We start from the raw sequence: 20,965 nt of genomic DNA, 5'->3' as shown, positions 1-20,965 counted from the left end.
GGATAATAGCCATGAGATTATTGTTTCTTATTCTCATTTTGCGTGAACAAATCGATAAAATCCTTTTGTTCAGGAGTCAATTTCCATTCTTCAGGAATATCGACTTTATTATTGTTCTCAACGGGCGGTTTCTTTGCCGCAGGGCTGCGCGGCTTCACAGGTTTGACACGTTCAGACGTCAGCATACTCAGCCCCAAAACTTCCAGACAAGGAAAGCAATAGCCAGCCAAAACAGCGCAGAACCCATAAACACGCCAAGCCATGCCTTACGTTTCACGCCGGAGCCTTTATTTTCTGCTGCCATGACGCCTCTCTCACAATCGATATTACTTATCATTTTCACACCAATTAATTGTTACAACTAATCATCGCTGAGATAAATCCTAAGTAAATTCTAAGCAAAAAGCCAGTGGTTTTGCGAATTGCGCGCAGAGATTTATTTATTCTTTTGACGACAAATAGATATTTGCGTAGAGAAGTTTGCCTAACGTTAAATTTATTTCTACTTTTGCTGCATTGTTGCCAATAGAAACAATTCTTAATCAAGAAATTAGCGCAATTGCGGGGATTGATGGAGAGAAAAACTGTTGAGGATATATGGCGATCCGCCTCCGTCAGCAGAGGCGGATAAACATCAGGGTTATTTTTCTGGCAGTTTAATATCGTTAAACATCGCTTCAATGTCTTCATTGGAGCGCAGCGCAACGGCGGTATCGACCACGTCGCGGGTCAAATGCGGCGCAAAACGCTGAATAAAATCATACATGTAACTGCGCAGGAAGGTGCTGCGGCGGAAGCCGATTTTGGTGGTGCTGTGGCTGAAAATGCCTTCTGCATCGAGCTTAACCAAATCAGGGTCGGAGATAGGATCTACCGCCATGCTGGCAATCACCCCAACGCCAAGCCCCAGACGCACGTAGGTTTTAATGACGTCAGCATCGGTGGCGGTAAAGACAATTCGCGGCGTCAGCCCGGCTCGGTTAAATGCGGTATCCAGCTCGGAACGCCCGGTAAAGCCGAAGGTATACGTCACCAGCGGATACTGGGCCAATTCTTCAATAGTCACCGACGTTTTTGACGCCAGTGGATGCTCCGGCGTCACCACAATAGAACGGTTCCAGTGATAGCAAGGCAGCATCACCAAATCGTCATACAGATGCAGCGCTTCGGTGGCGATAGCAAAGTCAGCGTTCCCTTTCGAAACCGCTTCAGCAATTTGCGTCGGAGAACCCTGATGCATATGCAATGAAACGCGCGGGTAGCGCTCGATAAATCCTTTAATCACTCCCGGTAATGCATAACGCGCCTGGGTGTGGGTGGTCGCCACGTACAACGAGCCCTTATCCGGCCACGTATGCTCGCCGGCCACCGATTTAATGGCATCAACTTTCGACAAGACTTCGCGGGCAATGCGGATGATTTCCTGGCCTGCGGGGGTCACCTGCGTCAGGTGTTTACCGCTACGAGCAAAAATCTGGATACCCAGCTCGTCCTCCAGCATGCGCACCTGCTTACTGATGCCCGGCTGCGAGGTATACAGCCCTTCAGCGGTGGAGGAGACGTTAAGGTTATGATTGACCACCTCGACGATATAGCGAAGCTGCTGTAATTTCATGCGCTTGTATCCAGTCTGCACTCGGGAAAAGTTATAAAGACGATTTAATCATAAGAAATGCATCTTCTATAACCACTATATCATTTATAGCAAGTGTGTATAGATGGAAACAAAAAATAATAACGGGGTTATAAAAAAGGGCCGCAATGCGGCCCTTTGTCAACATCATGATCAGAACGTTACTTTTTCGCTTCAACCCATTTACCGTCAACAAAGAATGCTGACCAGCCCGTCGCTTTGCCGTCTTTCTCGGAAGCAACGTATTGCTGTTTAGTTTTACGGCTAAAGCGCACCATCGTTTTATTGCCAGCAGGATCCTGCTGTGGCGCATCGGCCAGGTAGCGCAGTTTCTCCGGCAGGCGATCGCGGAAGCGGTACAGTTCCTCGACCAGCGGCGCGCGCGTTTCGCGCGATTTCGGGAAGGTGTTGGCGGCGAGGAATACCCCAGCAGCACCGTCACGCAGCACGAAGTACGCATCTGATTTCTCGCACGGCAGCTCCGGCAACGGCACCGGATCTTCTTTCGGTGGAGCAACTTCACCGCTACGCAGGATCTTACGAGTGTTCTTACATTCGTCGTTGGTACAAGCCATGTATTTACCAAAACGCCCCATTTTCAGGTGCATTTCGGAACCACATTTCTCGCACTCAACGATCGGGCCGTCATAGCCTTTAATGCGGAACTCGCCCTCTTCAATCTCGTAGCCGTCGCAGGTCGGGTTATTACCACAGACATGCAGCTTACGTTTCGGATCGATAAGGTAGCTGTCCATCGCCGTGCCGCATTTCTGACAGCGGCGTTTGGCACGTAACGCATTGGTTTCCGCGTCGTCGCCTTCCAGCACGTTCAGCACTTCGTTTTCCGGCACCAGGTTAATGGTGGTTTTGCAGCGTTCTTTCGGCGTCAGCGCGTAGCCAGAGCAGCCAAGGAATACGCCGGTGCTGGCGGTACGAATACCCATTTTGCGGCCGCAGGTTGGGCAGTCGATGCTGGTCAGCACCATCTGGTTTGGCTGCATGCCGCCGTCTTCAGGTGCTTTTTCCGCGGTTTCGAGCTGCTTGGTGAAATCACCAAAGAACAGATCGAGAACCTGTTTCCATTCGGCTTCGTGGTTGGCCACGCGGTCGAGGTGATCTTCCATCTGCGCGGTAAAATCGTAGTTCATCAGTTCGCGGAAGTTTTCTTCCAGGCGATCGGTGACGATTTCGCCCATTTTTTCTGCGTAGAAGCGACGGTTTTCGGTACGAACGTAGCCGCGATCCTGAATGGTCGAGATGATCGACGCATAGGTCGACGGGCGACCAATACCGCGTTTTTCCAGCTCTTTAACCAAAGACGCTTCGCTAAAGCGCGCAGGCGGCTTAGTAAAGTGCTGTGCCGGCGTCAGTTCTACCAGGCTCAGGCTATCGCCCTGTTGAACCACCGGCAGAACGCGGTCTTCATCGCCTTTACGCAGCGCTGGCATCACTTTGGTCCAACCGTCAAAGCGCAGGGTACGACCGCGCGCTTTCAGTTTGAAATCACCCGCTTTCACGGTCAGCGTAGTGGAGTCGTACTGGGCTGGCGTCATCTGACAGGCAACAAACTGACGCCAGATCAGCTGATACAGCTTCTGGGCGTCGGCTTCCATATCTTTAAGTGCTTCAGCAACGACATTCACGTCAGAAGGACGAATCGCTTCGTGCGCTTCCTGTGAGTTTTCTTTGCTGGCGTACTGATTGGCATTCTCCGGCAGGTACTTCTTGCCAAAATTATCACCAATGTAGTCACGCACCATGTTGACGGCATCCTGACTCAGGTTGGTGGAGTCGGTACGCATATAGGTGATGTAACCCGCTTCGTACAGACGCTGCGCCATCATCATGGTTTTCTTCACGCCGAAGCCAAGGCGAGTACTCGCCGCCTGCTGGAGCGTGGAGGTAATAAATGGTGCGCCAGGCTTGCTGCTGGTTGGTTTATCTTCGCGCTCAAGCACGCTGTAACCGGCTTTTTCAAGCAGGCTAACGGCCGCCATCGTTTCGTCACGGTTGACCGGACGGAACGGTTTATCGGCCTTATGCGTAACCTGCAGCGCCAGCGTATCGCCGCCAGGCGTGGTGGTGGTCGCGTCAACTTCCCAGAATTCTTCCGGAACGAACGCTTTAATTTCACGTTCACGCTCGACCACCAGACGCACGGCAACGGATTGAACACGACCGGCGGATAAACCACGGGCGATCTTTTTCCACAGCAGCGGCGAGACCATGTAACCCACAACGCGGTCCATAAAGCGGCGCGCCTGTTGGGCATTAACACGGTCGATATTCAGCTCGCCCGGCTTTTCAAAGGCCTGACGAATCGCATTTTTTGTAATTTCGTTAAACACCACGCGGCTATAGCGTGACTCATCTCCACCGATAACTTCCCGCAGGTGCCATGCTATGGCCTCCCCTTCGCGGTCAAGGTCAGTTGCGAGATAGATGTGGTCAGCTTTTTCAGCCAACTGTTTGAGTTCCGAAACAACCTTTTCCTTACCCGGCAGCACTTCATAATGTGCAGCCCAGTCATGCCATGGGTCCACGCCCATGCGATTAACCAGCGCGCCTCGTTCATCCTTTTTAGGCTTTTTGGCCGTTTTGGTGGAGGTAGAGTCAGCGCTCTTTTTGGCTGCTGAGCCACTCGTCGGCAAATCGCGGATATGACCGACGCTGGACTTAACCACGTAGTCATTACCCAGATACTTATTGATCGTTTTGGCTTTTGCCGGGGACTCAACGATAACGAGAGCTTTACCCATAATCACCTTACCTAATTTGATTCTTCCAGGAATACATCGCACATGTTCCACATTCCACTGGCGACAAGCCTTGTATGTTGCGGCAACGCCAAAGGATATCAACCCTTTACTGACCGGTATTTGATACAAGTAGCCAGGTGGCTGAGTTTACAGACTTTTTCTCGTCAGACGTTATAGCACGAAGAATATTTGGTCGAATGTCAAGCAAATCTGTTGCCAGATCGCCGAAAGCGTCACACTGTACCTGATAAAATTCGTTACGCAACTTTATTAGCATGCAAACACCATTCATGCCAACTCTGAGGTAAAATCATTGCCCCTGGTAAATGTCGGGAAAATTTGCCCGAAATCAACACCCGGCGTAAACTAGGGCCGCAAATTTGAGGAGTTGAATATGTCAAATACTAGCCAACCAATCGATCGTCAGACTTTGCTTATTGAAGCAAACCGACTCATTCGTGAGCATGAAGCTACTTTAGCGGGAATTGAAGCCACTGGCGTAGAACAGCGCAACGGCGTGCTGGTATTCAGCGGTGAATATTACCTCGATGAACAGGGACTGCCGACGCCGAAAAGCACGGCGGTATTTAATATGTTCAAGTATCTTGCCCACCAGTTGTCTGAAAAATATCACCTGGTTGACTGACCGTTAGGCGCCATCTGAGCGCGGTCAAAATAGCCCGGCAAACGCACGTTTACCGGGCTTTCTTTTTATAACAAAAGATGAATTACAGCAGTGGCTTTTGCCCACGCTGCCACCAGCGCATCATCAGATTATCGGCGCTTTCCGCAGCGCTGCCGGTAAAGCGGTCCATCATTTTCTTGCGCTGCATAAAGCGCACGCTGATCACATCGCGGCCGTCCATCAGCCCCAGCAGCAGTTCATCACTGGTGCCCACTTCGTCAACCAGCCCCTTCTCCTGCGCCTGAGAGCCATACCAGTGTTCACCGGTTGCCACCTGGTCAATATCCAGCGATGGGCGCATCTCTTTAACGAAATCTTTAAATAAATGATGCGTTTCGTTCAGCTCTTCGCGAAACTTCTGCCGCCCCTCATCGGTGTTTTCACCCAGCAGCGTTAGGGTACGTTTGTACTGCCCGGCGGTATGCAGTTCGATATCAATATCTTTATTTTTCAGAAAACGGTTCAGGTTCGGGATCTGCGCAACCACGCCAATCGATCCGAGGATTGCAAACGGTGCAGCGACAATTTTATTCGCCACGCAGGCCATCATGTAACCGCCGCTGGCAGCCACTTTATCGACGGCAACCGTTAATGGTATTTGCTTGTCGCGAATACGCTGAAGCTGCGACGCCGCCAGTCCGTATCCGTGCACCACGCCGCCGGGACTTTCCAGACGCACGACCACCTGATCCTGCGGAGTAGCGACGGTCAGCACTGCGGTGATCTCTTCGCGCAACGAGGAGACCTCATGCGCATCCATACTGCCTTTAAAATCAATCACCCACACGCGCGGTTTGTGACTCGCATCGATCTCGCCCTGCTTCGCTTTGGCTTTTGCGGCTTTCGCTTCCAGCTTCAGCTTCTTCTTTTGCGCTTTATGCCACAGCTTCTGCTGCGGCCCATCAAGCAAGGCTACCGCTAAATCTTCCTGCATCTCCTTGTGTTGTTCGCTGAGATTGGTAATTCTCAGCTCACCGCGCTGACGCTTACGCTGGGTCAGATTGATAATCAGCACCGCAATCACGGCAATGGCGACGACAACCGTAACGATTTTCGCCAGAAACAGACCATATTGAAAAAGTAATTCCACACATCCACCTTGTACAAAAATCACAGAATCTGCCGCTAAGTGTACAACACCGCGTCCAGCACGTCTCGACTGCAGTATCCGTCTTCGTGACGGCTTCCAGCTTACTTTTTTGCTGATGAAATCATTGCAAATTGTTAATTCCGCGCGGTCTCTCCTGCTCGCCGATTGAAATGGCGCGGATATTCAGGCATAAAGCCCAAAAGCCATGAAAAGTACATAGAATATGGCTGCCAGAGGCCATGAGGAGTCACCGTGCATTATCAACCCCAGCTTGACCTGTTGCAGAATCGTATCATCCTGGTGACCGGCGCCAGCGATGGCATCGGTCAGGAAGCCGCCTTAACCTACGCGCGCCACGGCGCCAGCGTCATTCTACTGGGCCGCAGCGACGAAAAACTTCGCGCTGTTGCCGATGAAATCAATCAGGCCGGTGCGATTCCCGCCCGCTGGTACACGCTCGACCTCCTGACCTGCACAGCGCAGGAGTGCCAGAAGCTGGCGCAACAGCTCGCTCTCCATTACCCGCGCCTCGACGGCGTGCTGCACAACGCCGGGCTGCTCGGCGACGTGGTGCCGATGGCGGAACAGGATCCTGATGTCTGGCAAAAGGTCATGCAGGTGAACGTCAATGGCACCTTTATGCTGACTCAGGCCCTGCTGCCGCTGCTGCTGAAATCTGAATCCGGTTCGCTGGTGTTTACCTCCTCCAGCGTGGGCCGCGAAGGACGGGCAAATTGGGGCGCCTATGCGGTGTCGAAATTTGCCACTGAAGGCATGATGCAGGTTTTAGCAGAAGAGTATAAAAACCGTCATTTGCGAGTGAACTGCATCAATCCTGGCGGTACACGCACCAAAATGCGCGCCAGCGCGTTCCCAACGGAAGATGCGCTAAAGCTAAAAACCCCCGCCGATATTATGCCGCTCTATCTGTGGTTAATGGGCGATGATAGCCGCCGGAAAACCGGTATGACTTTTGATGCCCAACCCGGGCGTAAACCAGGAATTGCAGAATGAGTGATGAACGTTATCGTGAGCGCCAGCAGCGCGTGAAAGAGCGCGTCGAAGCTCGCGTCGCCGCAGCTCAGGACACCCGTGGGATCGTGATTGTGTTTACCGGCAACGGTAAAGGAAAAACCACCGCCGCGTTTGGTACCGCGACTCGCGCCGTCGGCCATGGCCACAACGTCGGCGTGATTCAGTTTATCAAGGGGACCTGGCCTAACGGCGAACGGAATTTACTTGAGCCCCTCGTTGTCGAATTTCAGGTGATGGCCACCGGTTTTACCTGGGACACGCAAAACCGGGAGAGCGACACCGAAGCCTGTCTGGCGGTCTGGGAACACGCCAAAAGAATGCTCGCTGATGAGACGCTCGATATGGTAGTGCTCGACGAGTTGACCTATATGGTGGCCTATGACTATCTGCCCTTAGACGCGGTACTCACGGCGCTGAAAAACCGTCCGCAGCATCAAACGGTGATTATCACCGGGCGCGGCTGCCATCGGGATATTCTTGAGTATGCCGATACGGTAAGCGAACTTCGCCCCGTCAAGCACGCCTTTGAAGCCGGCATTAAGGCGCAGATTGGGATTGATTACTAAGCGCTAGCCGCTCGAGCAGCGCATGGTTGAGCGGCAGGCACAGACAGTCCTCCCCCAGCGCCAGCTCGCTCTCAATCACGTTTTGCCGCGAAATAAAGCGCTTACGGTATTCGGTCGGCGTCAGTCCACAATATTTGTTAAAGGCGGCAATCAGGGCTTTATGCTCCTGAAAGCCGCAGCTATGGCTAATCTCGGTGATGGGCGTGCGGGTATCGCGCAGCAGGGTGCGGGCTTTATTGAGCCGCACCAGCGTCAGGTACTCTTTAAAATTATGCCGGCTGACCTTTTTAAATAACCGTGAAAACCACGAATAGCTCATGCCGGTATGGCTGGCGACATCACTTAAGGTTAGCGGTTGGTCAAAATGCTGATTAATAAAGTCGATGCCTTCTTTGATCATTGCCTCTTCGCGCAGCGAGCTTTCCGCACGCTGCGTCGGTGTACCGGCAGTGACTAAAGCATCCAACAGCATGTATATCGCCGCAATCCGCTGAAACGGCGCACGGTTGTCGATAAGCTGTTCCAGGAGTGATGTCAGCCGCTGCCGGACATGGCGGTCGCCATCGGCTGGAAGTTGAGCGTGAGTTCGCCACTGCAAAGACGGTGCCGGATGCAGTTCATCAAAAAGCCCCGGTGAGAACTGCACGGTCAGCAGTTGGCTTCCCGGCGCTTCCGCATTGAGAGAATGCACTTCTTCAGCGTTGATATAAAGCATCTCACCCGCCGCTAGCTCCACGCTTTGCTGGCCCACGGCAATAGAGAAACGCCCGCTCAGCACCGTGATCAGCTCCGGCGCCGGGTGCCAGTGAGGCTCACAATAGCGCACCTCAGCGGCAAACACGTTCAGCTTCTCGGCATCAAACGCGATCAGCTCGTAACCGCTGCCAAAGCTAACCGTATGCGCTCCGGTTTGCGCCGAAGGGCGCGAGTGAGTCACTGAAAAAGGAAACACGTGCGTTCTCCTGTAATTAACCGTTATTGCCGACCGGACAGTACCGCGTTAAGTTCATCCTTTTCAATATCCAGCGCCAGAAACTCCGTCAACGCAATGAAAAGACCGCAGAACATATCAGGTGCCAGACGGATCAGCTTCTCACGGATCTGCTCCGGCGCCAGCGGGCTTTTCTGCGCAATCATCGCCACCACGCGGGCGAAAGCTTCCGGTTGCTGAATCAGCTGCTGAAGTGAATTGTCATCGCGTAGCGGCACATAGCGCACCGGACAATCAACGTAAACTTCAGCATGCAGCGGCAGGTCGCGGGAAGAGCGCCCAACATGAATCTGCCACTGGCCCGGCGTGACCACCCAATCAGCAAGCCCAGGATGGTAGCACGCAAGATCGGCTACCGGCAGCGTCAGGTTCACCTGACGGGTTTCGCCGGCCGCTAGCGCGACTTTGGTAAAGGCTTTCAGCGCCTGCACTTCACGGATCAGTTCGCCATCGGGCGCGCTCACGTAAAGCTGAACGATCTCTTTGCCATCGCGCGGGCCGCTGTTGGTCAAATCAAACGTCACCGTCAGAGCGTCGTTTTCACCGATTCGCGCAGCCGATGTTTGCAGATTGGCATAGCTAAACTGGGTATAGCTGAGACCAAAACCAAACGGGAACTGCGGCGTCAGGCGGCGTTTATCGTAGTAACGATAGCCGACAAACAGTCCCTCACCGTAATAATGACGCAGGTTTTCGCCCGGATAGTTTAACCAGGCCGGAGTTTCTTCCAGCGAATTCGGCACCGTCACCGTTAGCTTGCCGCACGGGTTGCGGTGGCCAAACAGAATTTCCGCTACCGCCCGGCCCATGCCCTGCCCGGCAAAGAAAGTCTCCAGCAGCGCTTTACATTCGCCCAGCCACGGCATCACCACCGCATCGCTATTCGCCAGCACCACCACTACGTTGGGCTGAACGGCGGCGACTTCGCGGATCAAGCGCTCGTGCACCGGCAGAATATTCAGGTCCTGACGATCGCCATTTTCGCCATCTTCCCCCACTGCGGTGCTGACAAAAATCACCGCCACATCGGCATCTTCAGCCACCGCGCGGGCATGCGCCAGCGCCTGCTCATCACAGTGGAAATCGTCCGGGGTGCCTTCCGCCCAGCTGACGGTGAAATCATCACCAGCAAGATCAAAGATTTCATCCAGCGGACGGTCCAGCAGGTACGGCACCGTGGTCGCACAGCCCGAACCCTGAATAACCGGTTCCTGCGCCGGTTTTCCAAGTACCGCGATCCGGCGTGTTTTTTCCGGGCGCAGCGGCAACAGGTCATCGTCATTTTTGAGTAATACAATGGATTCTGCCGCCAACTGCTGTGAAAGCGTGTGGTGCGCCGGGAAGTCCGCCTGCGTATTTGGCCGCCGATGGCGCTGCACTTTATCCAGCAGCGTCAGCATACGCTGACAGGCGCGGTCAACCACCGCCATCGGTACCTCACCGCTCTCAATGGCGGCCAGCAACGTCTGTTTATCGCGACGCGTTTCCGGCATTGCCAGGTCATTTCCCGCCATTAACGAAGCCGGACGATCTTTAATCCCGTACCAGTCGGACATCACCAGACCGTCGTAGCCCCATTCATCGCGCAGCACCTGAGTGAGCAGGAACGGATCCTGCGAGGTTTGCACGCCGTTCAGTCGGTTGTATGAAGACATTACCGTCCACGGCTGGGATTTGACGATCGCCCGCTGGAAACCGGCCAGATAGATTTCGCGCAGCGCGCGTTCTTCAATAATGGAGTCCATCTCAGTACGGCGATATTCCGAGTTATTCGCTGCAAAATGCTTCAGGCTGGCGCCAACGCCCTCGTCCTGTAATCCATTAATCAGCGCGGCGGCGATGTCACCGCTCACCACCGGATCTTCGGCATAGTATTCATAGCCGCGACCGGCGAGCGGCGTACGGCGAATGTTAATCCCCGGCCCCAGCAGAATGCCAACCCCCATATGCTGGCATTCGCGCCCCAGCGCCTGCCCCATCTGATAGACCAACTCCACGTCCCAGCTACACGCAAGACTTGAGCCATTCGGGAAACAGGTTGCCGGCAGCGAGGCGCTAAACAGCGCTTCGGTTCCGCCTTTCTCCGCAGACTCCTCGGCATTTGCCCGATCCGCAGTCTGGGTTATCACCGAAATGAAGTCATCCATACTCCACTTTTCGCGGCCGTCAATTTGCGCACTGCTGTAGCGCACGCCGTAGGTGCCATCGGTCATCACGATATCGCTAATGCCGTGCTGCGGCAGATTCGCGGTACGCCATAGGCCGCTGCCGGTGAGCAGTTCGACTTTTTCTTGCGCGCTCATCGCGGCGATAAGGTGGTTAACATCACGATTCATATCTCGACTCCCTGAGGTTAAAGCGCGTTTTGTTTACGCAGGCTGATTTTTTGCACAATGTCGCGGTAGGTTTTTTCATCCAGCGTATAGGCGGCGACAAAGATAGCGCCAAGGGCAAACATCGCGCCGGGGAACAGCGTCATTAAAATATTGATACCACCGAGCGCGCTGGCGCTGACATTGCCGGCATCATAGTGATAGTAATCGAGCATCCATCCGGCGCAGCCGCCACCGATGGCCATCGCTATTTTAGTGATGAAGTTAAAGAATCCGTAGATGGCTCCTTCTGAACGCACGCCGTGATGCCACTCCGCATATTCCACGGTATCCGCAATCATTGACCACATCGCGACAAATCCCATCCCTAAGGTAATACTGAACAGGCACACGCCGCTCATTATCAGCCAGATATTATCGCCAGCCACAAAATACTGCATTAATACGCCGAGCACGCCAATGAGCAGCGCCACCAGGGTCATTTTTTTCTTGCCCATAATGGCAATAACTTTTTCGGAGATAACGGTTCCGAAAATATAGGCAGCCGATTGAATCATAAAGAACGTGGCGGTAAAGCCTTCATCACCAATAATATATTTAATAAAGTAGATGGCAATTGCCATCCACACGGTATAGGCGATGTAGAAAAAGACGGTGAACAGCGACAAATTAATCAGCGGCCCATTACCCGTCACCGCGCGCAGCATTTCTCGCAGCGTCGGAGCCGGGACATCCTCCTCCGCCCCAACGCGCTCTTTGGTCATGCCAAAACAGGCGAGGAATAGGAAAGTGGCTAGCATCGCGAAGCAGGAGACGGCAAAGACGTAGCCCAACTGTTTATCGTTAAACGGCGAGATCAGTAAATCTGCGCTGGTCGATACGATGAGATAGCCGACGATTGCCAGCACAAAGCGATAGACCGACAGCGATGAACGCGAGGCTTCATGCTGCGTCAGGCGGTTAGTTAACGCCGAATATGGCGTGTTTACCGCCGTATAGGCGAGGCAGTAAATCGTGTAGGACACCAGGGCAAAGATGAACTTTGCCTCGCCGCCGAATGGCACAAAGCACAGCACCGTCAGGAAACCCAGTGGAATCGAACCGTATAATAACCATGGGCGCAGCTTACCGTGTCGGCTGTGGGTTTTATCAATCGCAAAACCAATCAGAATATTGAATATGGCATCAATCACGCGAGCGATAACAAATATCAGGCTGGCCTGCACCGCACTGATGCCATAAATATTGGTATAGAAGAATAAGAGAAATAATGAAACAAATCCGAAGGACAAGTTAGAGGCTAAATCACCAAAACCATAACCTATTTTTTCTTTGACACCGATAACCACATAGCTTGCCGAGAGTTTTTTTGTTGTGTCCATTTCGGGCTACCTTTTGCGTAATCTGTGGCAACAGTATATGGCGTGGGTTAATTTATCACTTTGCGTTATTTGTCCGGGGAATTCCCGTTTTTTGTCTTTATACGGAAGTGTGAATTAAATCACAGGAGAAAGGCGTTGTTATTCGAAATCAGCTTCCGGCGGGAGCCCGCCGGAAGCCACGTCATTACGCTTTACCGCTGTTGCGGGTGCTGGAACGACGATTGCTGTTATTACCCGCACCGGTCCCGGTGGTGGTATGGCGTTTTACCGCACGACGGATCTGGTTCGCCTTCATACGACGACGATCTTTTTCCACCGCCACTTTCGAGGTGGTTTCTGCCGGCAGCTCGACCAACTTACGCAGGTAGTTGGTTTGCGCCAGATCCAGCTCAGTCCAGCCACCGCGTGGCAGGCCTTTTGGCAGCTGAATATCGCCATAGCGAACGCGGATCAGACGGCTCACCTGCACGCCAACCGCTTCCCACAGACGACGCACTTCACGGTTACGGCCTTCGGTCAGGGTCACGTTGTACCACTGGTTAATGCCTTCGCCGCCGCTAAATTTGATGGTTTTAAATGCCGCAGGGCCATCTTCGAGCTGTACGCCGCGCGACAGTTGACGCACTTTATTGTCGTCCACTTCGCCAAATACGCGCACCGCGTATTCACGTTCCACTTCACGGCTTGGGTGCATCAGGCGGTTTGCCAGCTCACCGTCGGTGGTGAACAGCAGCAGGCCACAGGTATTGACGTCCAGACGACCGACGGCAATCCAACGCGCGCCGCGCAGTTTCGGCAGACGATCGAACACGGTTGGGCGCCCTTCCGGGTCGTTACGCGTACAGAGTTCACCTTCCGGCTTGTAGTACGCCAGAACGCGGCAGATTTGTTCTACGGATTCTTTAACGGAGATCAGATGTCCGTCGATACGAATTTTGAGACCGGGGATCACTTCAACACGATCGCCCAGCTTGGCGATTTTGCCGTCGACGCTCACGCGGCCCGCTTCAATAATCGTTTCAATTTCACGACGGGAGCCGTGGCCGGCGCGCGCCAGCACTTTTTGCAGTTTTTCGCTTTTATCGCTCATTGAGCTTCCTTCAGGTGTCGCCTTCACAGGCGTCTGGTATACTTTCTAAAACAACGAGTTAGCTAAAACATTAACTTAACTCACTGATCTGTAACTATTTCATGGTACACAGCATGGCAAACAACACGTCACACAAGCTGTCACACGCAATGATTCGTGGGCGGACATACTACACTAACTTTAGACTAAATGATTCAACAAGTTTTGTGCGTCTGAGTCTCGGTACTGATAGCCGAAAGCAAGCTGAAGTGATCATGAATCAGATCCGTCCTTTCATTCCCCTAGTGCAGAATGGAACGATGAGCCTTGAAGAGTTCAAACACAAAATGCAAGGTTACCGCGCCGCCACTAAACAGGACTTTGATGAATATCTTTTGAATTGGCTCAGAGGTGGTCTCGAAGAAGCTAAACGATTGCCAGAGTTAGGACGGTATCACAAAGAAATCACTGGTGAGCCTTTATCACCTCTAGACACTGCAAACGAGGCGCAAGGCTATGCCAACTCGTACATGGGGCATATGTATAATGGTAACGATATTTCCGCTAGGATGATGACTGCTGCACTCAAAAAGCAGATGTTAACAATCAATGAATCCGACCTTGATCAGGTTCATCATATCGCCAGCCAGATAGATATGAATCAGGCCCTTATGTCACAGGCTTATGAAGCATTCTATTCAGGTGATTTGACACGATACCAGCAGATCATTGATTCGATGGGGTCAGCTTTACAAAATGCAACTCCGGCAGTTCCCCAAGCACCAGTGGAGCAAAATACAGCGAAAATTGTCGAGGCAGAGCAATCACACGCCCCAAGATTGTTGGAAGCGTGGAATGACTATATAAAAGATAAGGGACAAAAGTGGCGCAAGCAGACAGCAAATGAAAATCATCGCTTCTTTGATGTCCTCCACCATGTTGTGGGTGACCGCCATGTTAATAACGTTACAAAACAGGACATAAGGGATTCTCTCAAAGTTGCTGAGAATCTGCCTACTCGAACTAGACTCCCTTACTCAAGAATGAGTCTTACCGAATGTATTGATTATGATGTTCCCGAAGATGACCTGATCGCCAGTGAGCACGTCCACAAACATTTAAAGCTCTGGCGCTCATTGTTCAAAACGTATCTAGTCAATCAGAAAGATATTCTTACCAAATCCCCTACTGATGGGATTAGTTACGAGGTGAAATCAAACCGGGGTGGAAACTATACATCCAGCGAATTGAGCCGGATAAAAGAATATCTTTTCGCCCTACCAGACAGTGATTATCGGAAATGGTATTTCCTCACATTGGTTTATACTGGTGCCCGTCGAGGCGAAATAGCAGAAATTTGTAAGCACCATATAAGAAAAGATGAAGAGACCGAGCGCTGGTATATATTTATTGAGGGGGGTAAAACTGAACATGCCCAGCGGCAGGTTCCAATTCATAGGGCTATAGAGACTGGACTCTTAACCTATGTGGCAAACCATAAGGATCCTGATCCAGTGTTTGGCAATCTTCCAAACGATACGACCACCACGGTGGGCTGGATAGAATTGATGAAAAAACTTGATATCCCTGATTATAACGAGTTTGGTCTCAAACGCCGGGTCCACTCATTGCGGCATACATTCATAAGCAACGCTATAGCTACAGTTGGGAATGCCACCCTAGTCCAGTTTGTTGTTGGTCATAGCAGGACACAGTCCCTAGGAATCACAGCTAGGTATACACATCGCCCCGCACTGATTACATTACTAGATGTTGTTGATAAAATAAATTAACCAAGGCTATCAAGCCTTGGCCTTATTAATAATCATTTTATGTGTTTATTTAAAAATTTATCAAACTGACTAGTAGAACCTAAATAGTTCGGATAAGCTTTTTTCAGCGATTTGATGTTGTCGGTAGCCAATAATACAGCAATTAAGACTTCTGGATCTGCATCATCTCGCCTCAAAGCATCCAGAGCTTCATCAGCCTCTTTGATCCTAAAGGCCTCGAGTGCTACAGCAAATCTTACCTTATCTTTATTTTCAGGATCTACGAGTTCCCGTTTCATAGTGATAAGAAAATGTCCACGGTAGTTTTTCGGCAGTTTCTTAATTAATTTATCATCAGACGTGACAGATAACGAAAATACGTAGCTCGCTAATTTCTTTCGTACAGCCAACTCTAACTCAAGGGTTGAAAGTTCTTTTTGATACTCTTCTACTTTCTCCTTAGTAAGGACGCAGGCCTTTTCATCATGTGCAACTAGACATCCTGCAATGTAGAAAAAACGCCTCCATTCAGCATGCCCTTCATTGGAAGTCTTTAGCTTAATATTTTCAAGAGTGTCAATTATTTCTAAACTAGTTGCCCAAGCGTGTTGAAGTTCAGTACGTAATTGAACTTCTATCTTAGTTTTTTTCCACGGGAACTTATCCTCACTTTCATCAAAGCAACTATAAATTAAATGAATACCTCCATACCCACTTTCTTTAGGGGTAAGGTAATTCGACTCTCTTATGACTTTATGTACAGACCGACTCTTAATTAACTTGTCTCGCAATAATTTTAATTGTTCGAGATTCTTTACTATTGCACGACAGCCACCGATGTCCTGCATTCTAGTCATCTTAATAGAATTAGTCGTTTTTCCGCCATCTAATGATGTACGTTCAAGTTTATCAATAATGGTCGATAACCTTTTTAATCTACGGGCTACGATTATTTTCCTATCAACCTTTACAGAAGTTCTTGCCAAATGATTTTTTATAAGCATCAGAGGATATAAATGCAATTCGCGAAAGTTTTGAACCATAGCAATAGCTTCTTCGCGCTCTGCGCCGTTACAACCATGCCGCACTAATTGTGCGGCTTTATCTATTTGTGACTTTGAGTATTTCAAAGTGCACTTTTGACTCTCGTAAACTTCATTCCCCATTTCCGACACCCCATTAAAATTTTTGCCGTGTGTATAAATATGAGAATGCAAACAGGTCAAAAACTCAAGTCATTTATGCAACCTACTTCTATTTTTCTTCATGAATTTTAAGAGCTTTCGCTAACTCAAATTGGAATGCAAAGGACAGACGGGAGCGGCTGATCTTGATACCGTCAATAATGATGAATGTGGGATAAATAGTGACCATACGCCCCATGTATTGGAAGTGTTTAGGGTGGTTTGACTTATCGTTATTCATTGTATGCCTTCCGTCTGGGTGGGGATCATCCCGGCAACGGATGATTGATCTAAAATCGATCAAAATCAACAACTTAACAGATCACCAAATCCAGGGGGGGTACAATAGACAACCTCCATCAGCCTAACCTATACACGAACACAAAATAGGGGCGGATTCCTTCCAGTTGGGTGGAAAAATATCTGGGAGTTTAGATATTGCAGCCTGGCACCACTAACAGGGGCGGGGGTGGGTCTTGATCATGTTTATCAAATATCACTGGCTTGATTCATGGTGCAAATCACTTGGTATCAACAATCGAACGTTTTACGATACCAATCTATCCCCCTCAAAACTGGTATCAACAATATAGGGTATTGACATCAAGATACCAATGATTAATTATGATACCGTTAATTGATACCACTTGAGAGGATGTTATGAGCCGCACTTTTGCATATTGCCGTGTGTCCACCAGCGAGCAGACAACCGAAAACCAAATCATGGCGATACGTCAGGCTGGCTATGATGTGCTAGATAACCGCGTAGTGTCGGAAGTTGTCTCCGGTGGAGTGCAGGCGATGAAGCGTAAGGCTTTCTCCGACCTCGTTAACCATAAACTGGAAGCCGGAGATAAGTTAGTTGTGCTCAAGTTGGATCGTTTGGGACGTGACAACATCGATGTGCAGCAAACAATCTCGATGCTTGTAAACAAAGGAATTGATGTTGTTTCTATGGATCTACCTGCGAGCAATCTTGCCAGTGCTGAAGGGAAGTTGATGCTGCAAATGTTCTCAGCGTTTGCAGAGTTTGAAAAATCCCGGATTACAGAGCGCACTAAAGAAGGGCTTGAGAGAGCGAAGAAAGAAGGCAAGACGTTAGGCCGTCCTGCGGCAACAGACACGTATAAGCGTGTACAAGAGGCTAAAGCTAATGGTCTGAGCCAGGCTAAAGCCGCCGCTGCCTTAGGGTTAGGGATTGCCACAGTAAAACGGCACTGGAACAGTTGTGTATAAACTTCGAACATCACCAACCGTGGCGGCAGTATCCATTCTAAGAATATCTTAACATAGGTGGGTTAATCAACATATCTGTGCTGAACTTAACCCACCTTTTATTTTTTACAGATAACCTGTATTAATCAATTGTTGCGCTTTCTCAAGTAACATTTCATTACGAAGCCTAATGAAATCATTAAACGGTAGCGTACCATCTTTCGCTTCATCCGGTATTAATGCTGCTGTAAAAATTTCTTCCTTGTGCTCAACCGGAATATCTTTAAAGTAGTTACTTGGGGCTTTATCACTAATGGCATTATTCTCAGAAGCAGAAAGAAAGCATATGTTGGATATGATATTTGCTTCATGAAATTGCACATTACTTAAAGCCAGATACCCTTTAGGATAAATGTGATGGAATTGTCTTGCATTGTAGGCTGATAAAACCGTACCTAAGTCCACTTCCGAACCAGTCAAGAAGGATCTTGGTCTTAACTGAGCCATCAAGCACAATGCTGTTTTGGCTGCTGTTGAATTAATTCGCCAAGAGCTACTGAATAAATCAGATTTTACAACTGGGTTGTTTTCATCAAATGGATTTTCACCTTCAGCAACCCTTCTAATTTTACCTAAATCCTCAAGAACCAAACGATTAGTACCTGCCTTATATCGTAAGGTCAGGGAGCATTGCCAAAACCATTTTCTGAGTTGTTTTATCTGATTCGCATTCGGCCTACGAATCAAAGCATAGAAGTTGACAATAGGTATCATCATAATTGGAAAAGGTAAAAATATTATATTTTTAACCTTTAATTGCCCTTCCAAAAAGTCAACTGCTGAAGTTATTGCACCATTGAGAATACTCATCCCATTGACCAGCGCATCTGGTTCAACATCTACTAAATCATCTGAATCAATTGAGTTGCAGACTAATGAAGATAGCATTCTCATTAACATGGTCTGATCTATATCTTCATAGCCCTTGTCTTTAAGGCTATCTAATAACGAATCAATTTCTCTTCTTAAATCAAATTGATCAGACCAAGTCCATGCAGTCAGTAATTCCAAATTGCTAAGAGGAGTTCCCGAGGAGTTTATCCTTTGGAATATACTACATACTTCTTTATTGCTCCGTTCTCGAATAGTAACTACTGGAAACTCATAATCTTTAAATGATTCAGTTAACTTTGCTATATTGTTTTTCTGTGCATCATTAAATGCTGGCAATTCGACTAAGAGCTTAGTTGTATCTAATATTTTATTTAACTGTATTTTGTTTTTACCCTTCGCAGCACTATAATGAACAAAAACATCTTCGTCGGGTAAGAAACAAATATTAAACCTATCAGCAAGCTCCGCATCAGAAGTATTTTCATCAGAATGAAAAACCCCATATAACGTTGTAAGCCTTTGCTGTCCATCCAATATATAATTTACAGGGTAGTCTTCCGGAGTATTTGGTAAAGAGAAACCACCAACATTACGTTCATGTTTTAGCTCTTCTCTTGTCGACCACATTAAAAGCGAACCAACTGGATACCCTCTATATATAGAATCCAAAAGGCTGATAATTTGATCATCAGTCCAAATATATTCACGCTGAAAAACTGGGATTTTTATATTTCCGCGCTCTACATCAGATAACAATGAAGCAAGCCGTGGACTAGAAGGAGTGATCTTACTCAATGATGCCATAATCGAGCCTTTTGTGTGATGTGAGTCTAATTTTTTCCAATTTAAACACGTTGCCCATGTCACAAACAGTGATAACGCCCCTGCACATTTCTCTTCGTCTCGAGCCATGAATCGTAATGCGTTGATGTAAAGTGGGCAAACATGCATATGGCTATACATTCTTACCATTTGTCTGGATATTACAACAATAAATCTGGGAAAACAAAAAAGGACTACCGCATTCAAAGCAGTAGCCCCTTAGTTGATTTTCAAGAAAAAATGAGAATCACAGCCAATAAATTAAATCTGAACGAGATAGAGAACAAAGCCCCCTATTAGACAGCCTGTGTGACTCTATGCGAGGACTTTATGAGATAGGTAATGCGATAGTACTGCTAGTGATTTAAAATTGAATACAGGGCTTCCTGTGAAGGTTTTTTAATGCAGCGTAATAGCCGCCTTAAATTTTACCCTCGACGCAGAGAATGTTTGCTGCCCTTTACCATTAGAATACTTCCCGCGATTCTTGGCAAGATATGAAATCCGTTTGACCATCTTAGCAAGTGAATCGTGATCACCTCTTTTGATTCTATATCCATCCTCGGGAAGATGGACACGGGAAATGATGTAGCCCCCTGAAACACCAGACAGTAGCTGTATCTCCAGATAAGAGATAGGCTTGAATATATGTCTAACACTAACACCAATTTTGAGATGACCGGGATCCTGTTAGGGCAAGAAGTCCGTAAACGTAAAACTCCTCAGGAGAAGATCGCCATTATCCAGCAGACGATGGAGCCGGGTATGAATGTCTCCCATGTCGCCCGCCTGCATGGTATCCAGCCCAGCCTGCTGTTTAAGTGGAAGAAGCAATATCAGGAAGGCAGCCTCACCGCCGTTGCGGCTGGAGAGGAAGTCGTTCCTGCTTCTGAGCTTACTGCTGCTCTGAAGCAGGTCCGGGAGCTTCAGCGCCTTCTGGGCAAGAAGACGATGGAAGTTGAGATCCTGAAAGAAGCCGTGGAGTACGGTCAGTCGCGAAAATGGATAGCGCACGCGCCCTTGTTGCCAAAGGACGGGGAATAGCCATGGTCAGCCGGACCATGGGCGTGTCGCGTGCGCAACTGTCACTGCGGATTAACCGTTCTGCCGACTGGCAGGACAGGCGCTGTAACCGGCGTAATGAAGAAGCAGACGCAGAAATACTGTCGGCTATCCTCAACATTATCAGCGATATGCCGAGTTATGGTTATCGACGCGTGTGGGGCATCCTGCGCAAGCAACGTCGCACAGAGGGACAGCCACCTGTGAATGCCAAACGGCTTTACAGGATAATGAGCGAGCATATGACCTGCCCCCACGATTAGATACAACACTCAGTTAGTAACGTCGGAATCTTCATTCTCAGAATGACCCTTTCTCCAGCCCGCTGCAAATTCAGACGGTGTCTGATAATTCAGCGTGGAGTGCGGGCGGCATTCGTTATAATCCTGCCGCCAGTCATTAATAATTTTCCTGGCATGAACGATATCGCTGAACCAGTGCTCATTCAAACATTCATCGCGAAATCGTCCGTT

Annotated in this window: 18 protein-coding genes and 1 pseudogene; 6 read left to right on the top strand and 13 right to left on the bottom strand. The window is 49.4% G+C overall.

Annotated elements, in window-relative coordinates:
* Nucleotides 1-17 precede the first annotated feature (17 nt).
* The 4 genes from KCR01S_RS25030 to topA all read right to left on the bottom strand — a co-directional run bounded on the left by KCR01S_RS25030 (nucleotide 18) and on the right by topA (nucleotide 4,392).
* Nucleotides 18-185 carry a hypothetical protein gene (locus KCR01S_RS25030; protein ID WP_156478732.1) on the bottom strand — a complete coding sequence of 56 codons (168 nt, stop codon included), beginning with the start codon at nucleotides 183-185 and terminating at the stop codon, nucleotides 18-20.
* Nucleotides 186-187: 2 nt separating this feature from the next.
* Complete coding sequence (locus tag KCR01S_RS23780) at nucleotides 188-337, bottom strand: YmiA family putative membrane protein (RefSeq protein WP_072277063.1); 150 nt, start codon at nucleotides 335-337, stop codon at nucleotides 188-190.
* A gap of 303 nt (nucleotides 338-640) precedes the next feature.
* Nucleotides 641-1,615 (bottom strand): HTH-type transcriptional regulator CysB, encoded by a 975-nt coding sequence (cysB, locus tag KCR01S_RS01970; protein ID WP_052281645.1) that lies wholly within the window; start codon nucleotides 1,613-1,615, stop codon nucleotides 641-643.
* A 179-nt stretch (nucleotides 1,616-1,794) separates the two neighbouring features.
* Nucleotides 1,795-4,392 (bottom strand): type I DNA topoisomerase, encoded by a 2,598-nt coding sequence (gene topA / locus KCR01S_RS01965; RefSeq protein WP_061279486.1) that lies wholly within the window; start codon nucleotides 4,390-4,392, stop codon nucleotides 1,795-1,797.
* A 394-nt stretch (nucleotides 4,393-4,786) separates the two neighbouring features.
* Between topA and KCR01S_RS01960 the strand changes: the two genes are divergently transcribed.
* A complete protein-coding gene (locus tag KCR01S_RS01960; RefSeq protein ID WP_061279485.1) occupies nucleotides 4,787-5,038 on the top strand; it encodes a YciN family protein in 252 nt (83 codons plus the stop codon).
* Between the two features lie 82 nt (nucleotides 5,039-5,120).
* On the opposite strand, the gene sohB is transcribed toward KCR01S_RS01960, so the two are convergent.
* Entirely contained in the window at nucleotides 5,121-6,167 is a 1,047-nt protein-coding gene (gene sohB / locus KCR01S_RS01955) for a protease SohB (protein WP_061279484.1), read from the bottom strand.
* 252 nt (nucleotides 6,168-6,419) lie between these two features.
* On the opposite strand from sohB, the gene KCR01S_RS01950 reads away from it, so the two are divergent.
* Nucleotides 6,420-7,181 carry a YciK family oxidoreductase gene (locus KCR01S_RS01950; RefSeq protein ID WP_061279483.1) on the top strand — a complete coding sequence of 254 codons (762 nt, stop codon included), beginning with the start codon at nucleotides 6,420-6,422 and terminating at the stop codon, nucleotides 7,179-7,181.
* Nucleotides 7,178-7,768 (top strand): cob(I)yrinic acid a,c-diamide adenosyltransferase, encoded by a 591-nt coding sequence (gene cobO / locus KCR01S_RS01945; RefSeq protein WP_061279482.1) that lies wholly within the window; start codon nucleotides 7,178-7,180, stop codon nucleotides 7,766-7,768. The genes KCR01S_RS01950 and cobO overlap by 4 nt, the downstream gene beginning before the upstream one ends.
* Here the strand turns inward: cobO and KCR01S_RS01940 are convergent.
* From KCR01S_RS01940 to rluB, 4 genes are all read right to left on the bottom strand, one after another.
* Nucleotides 7,740-8,720: a helix-turn-helix transcriptional regulator gene (locus KCR01S_RS01940; protein WP_061279481.1), complete on the bottom strand. Its 981-nt coding sequence runs from the start codon at nucleotides 8,718-8,720 to the stop codon at nucleotides 7,740-7,742. The genes cobO and KCR01S_RS01940 overlap by 29 nt on opposite strands.
* Before the next feature lie 23 nt (nucleotides 8,721-8,743).
* Nucleotides 8,744-11,095, bottom strand: coding sequence for a beta-glucosidase family protein (locus tag KCR01S_RS01935; RefSeq protein WP_061279480.1), 2,352 nt, complete (start codon nucleotides 11,093-11,095; stop codon nucleotides 8,744-8,746).
* Between the two features lie 17 nt (nucleotides 11,096-11,112).
* Complete coding sequence (locus KCR01S_RS01930; protein WP_061279479.1) at nucleotides 11,113-12,474, bottom strand: MFS transporter; 1,362 nt, start codon at nucleotides 12,472-12,474, stop codon at nucleotides 11,113-11,115.
* A 184-nt stretch (nucleotides 12,475-12,658) separates the two neighbouring features.
* Nucleotides 12,659-13,564 carry a 23S rRNA pseudouridine(2605) synthase RluB gene (gene rluB / locus KCR01S_RS01925; protein ID WP_061279478.1) on the bottom strand — a complete coding sequence of 302 codons (906 nt, stop codon included), beginning with the start codon at nucleotides 13,562-13,564 and terminating at the stop codon, nucleotides 12,659-12,661.
* A 113-nt stretch (nucleotides 13,565-13,677) separates the two neighbouring features.
* Between rluB and KCR01S_RS01920 the strand changes: the two genes are divergently transcribed.
* A complete protein-coding gene (locus KCR01S_RS01920; RefSeq protein WP_244886184.1) occupies nucleotides 13,678-15,336 on the top strand; it encodes a tyrosine-type recombinase/integrase in 1,659 nt (552 codons plus the stop codon).
* 32 nt (nucleotides 15,337-15,368) lie between these two features.
* Here KCR01S_RS01920 and KCR01S_RS01915 read toward each other — a convergent pair whose 3' ends face one another.
* Entirely contained in the window at nucleotides 15,369-16,481 is a 1,113-nt protein-coding gene (locus KCR01S_RS01915; protein WP_061279476.1) for a RelA/SpoT domain-containing protein, read from the bottom strand.
* An 88-nt stretch (nucleotides 16,482-16,569) separates the two neighbouring features.
* Nucleotides 16,570-16,740, bottom strand: coding sequence for a hypothetical protein (locus KCR01S_RS25315; RefSeq protein ID WP_167348799.1), 171 nt, complete (start codon nucleotides 16,738-16,740; stop codon nucleotides 16,570-16,572).
* Nucleotides 16,741-17,159: 419 nt separating this feature from the next.
* On the opposite strand from KCR01S_RS25315, the gene KCR01S_RS01910 reads away from it, so the two are divergent.
* On the top strand, nucleotides 17,160-17,735 hold the full coding sequence (locus KCR01S_RS01910; protein WP_061279475.1) for a recombinase family protein: 576 nt from the start codon (nucleotides 17,160-17,162) through the stop codon (nucleotides 17,733-17,735).
* Between the two features lie 105 nt (nucleotides 17,736-17,840).
* On the opposite strand, the gene KCR01S_RS01905 is transcribed toward KCR01S_RS01910, so the two are convergent.
* Nucleotides 17,841-19,520 carry a GmrSD restriction endonuclease domain-containing protein gene (locus KCR01S_RS01905; protein ID WP_244886183.1) on the bottom strand — a complete coding sequence of 560 codons (1,680 nt, stop codon included), beginning with the start codon at nucleotides 19,518-19,520 and terminating at the stop codon, nucleotides 17,841-17,843.
* A 585-nt stretch (nucleotides 19,521-20,105) separates the two neighbouring features.
* On the opposite strand from KCR01S_RS01905, the pseudogene KCR01S_RS24830 reads away from it, so the two are divergent.
* Nucleotides 20,106-20,734: pseudogene (locus KCR01S_RS24830) on the top strand (transposase); the annotation flags it as partial.
* Nucleotides 20,735-20,764: 30 nt separating this feature from the next.
* Here KCR01S_RS24830 and KCR01S_RS01890 read toward each other — a convergent pair.
* Nucleotides 20,765-20,965: integrase core domain-containing protein (locus tag KCR01S_RS01890; RefSeq protein ID WP_142515243.1), on the bottom strand; the 201-nt coding region annotated here is incomplete at its 5' end.

Source organism: Kluyvera cryocrescens NBRC 102467, from assembly GCF_001571285.1.
Classification (GTDB): Bacteria; Pseudomonadota; Gammaproteobacteria; order Enterobacterales; family Enterobacteriaceae; genus Kluyvera; species Kluyvera cryocrescens.
The sequence above is the reverse complement of the archived record's forward strand: the minus strand, read 5'-3'. Positions and strand labels throughout refer to the sequence as shown.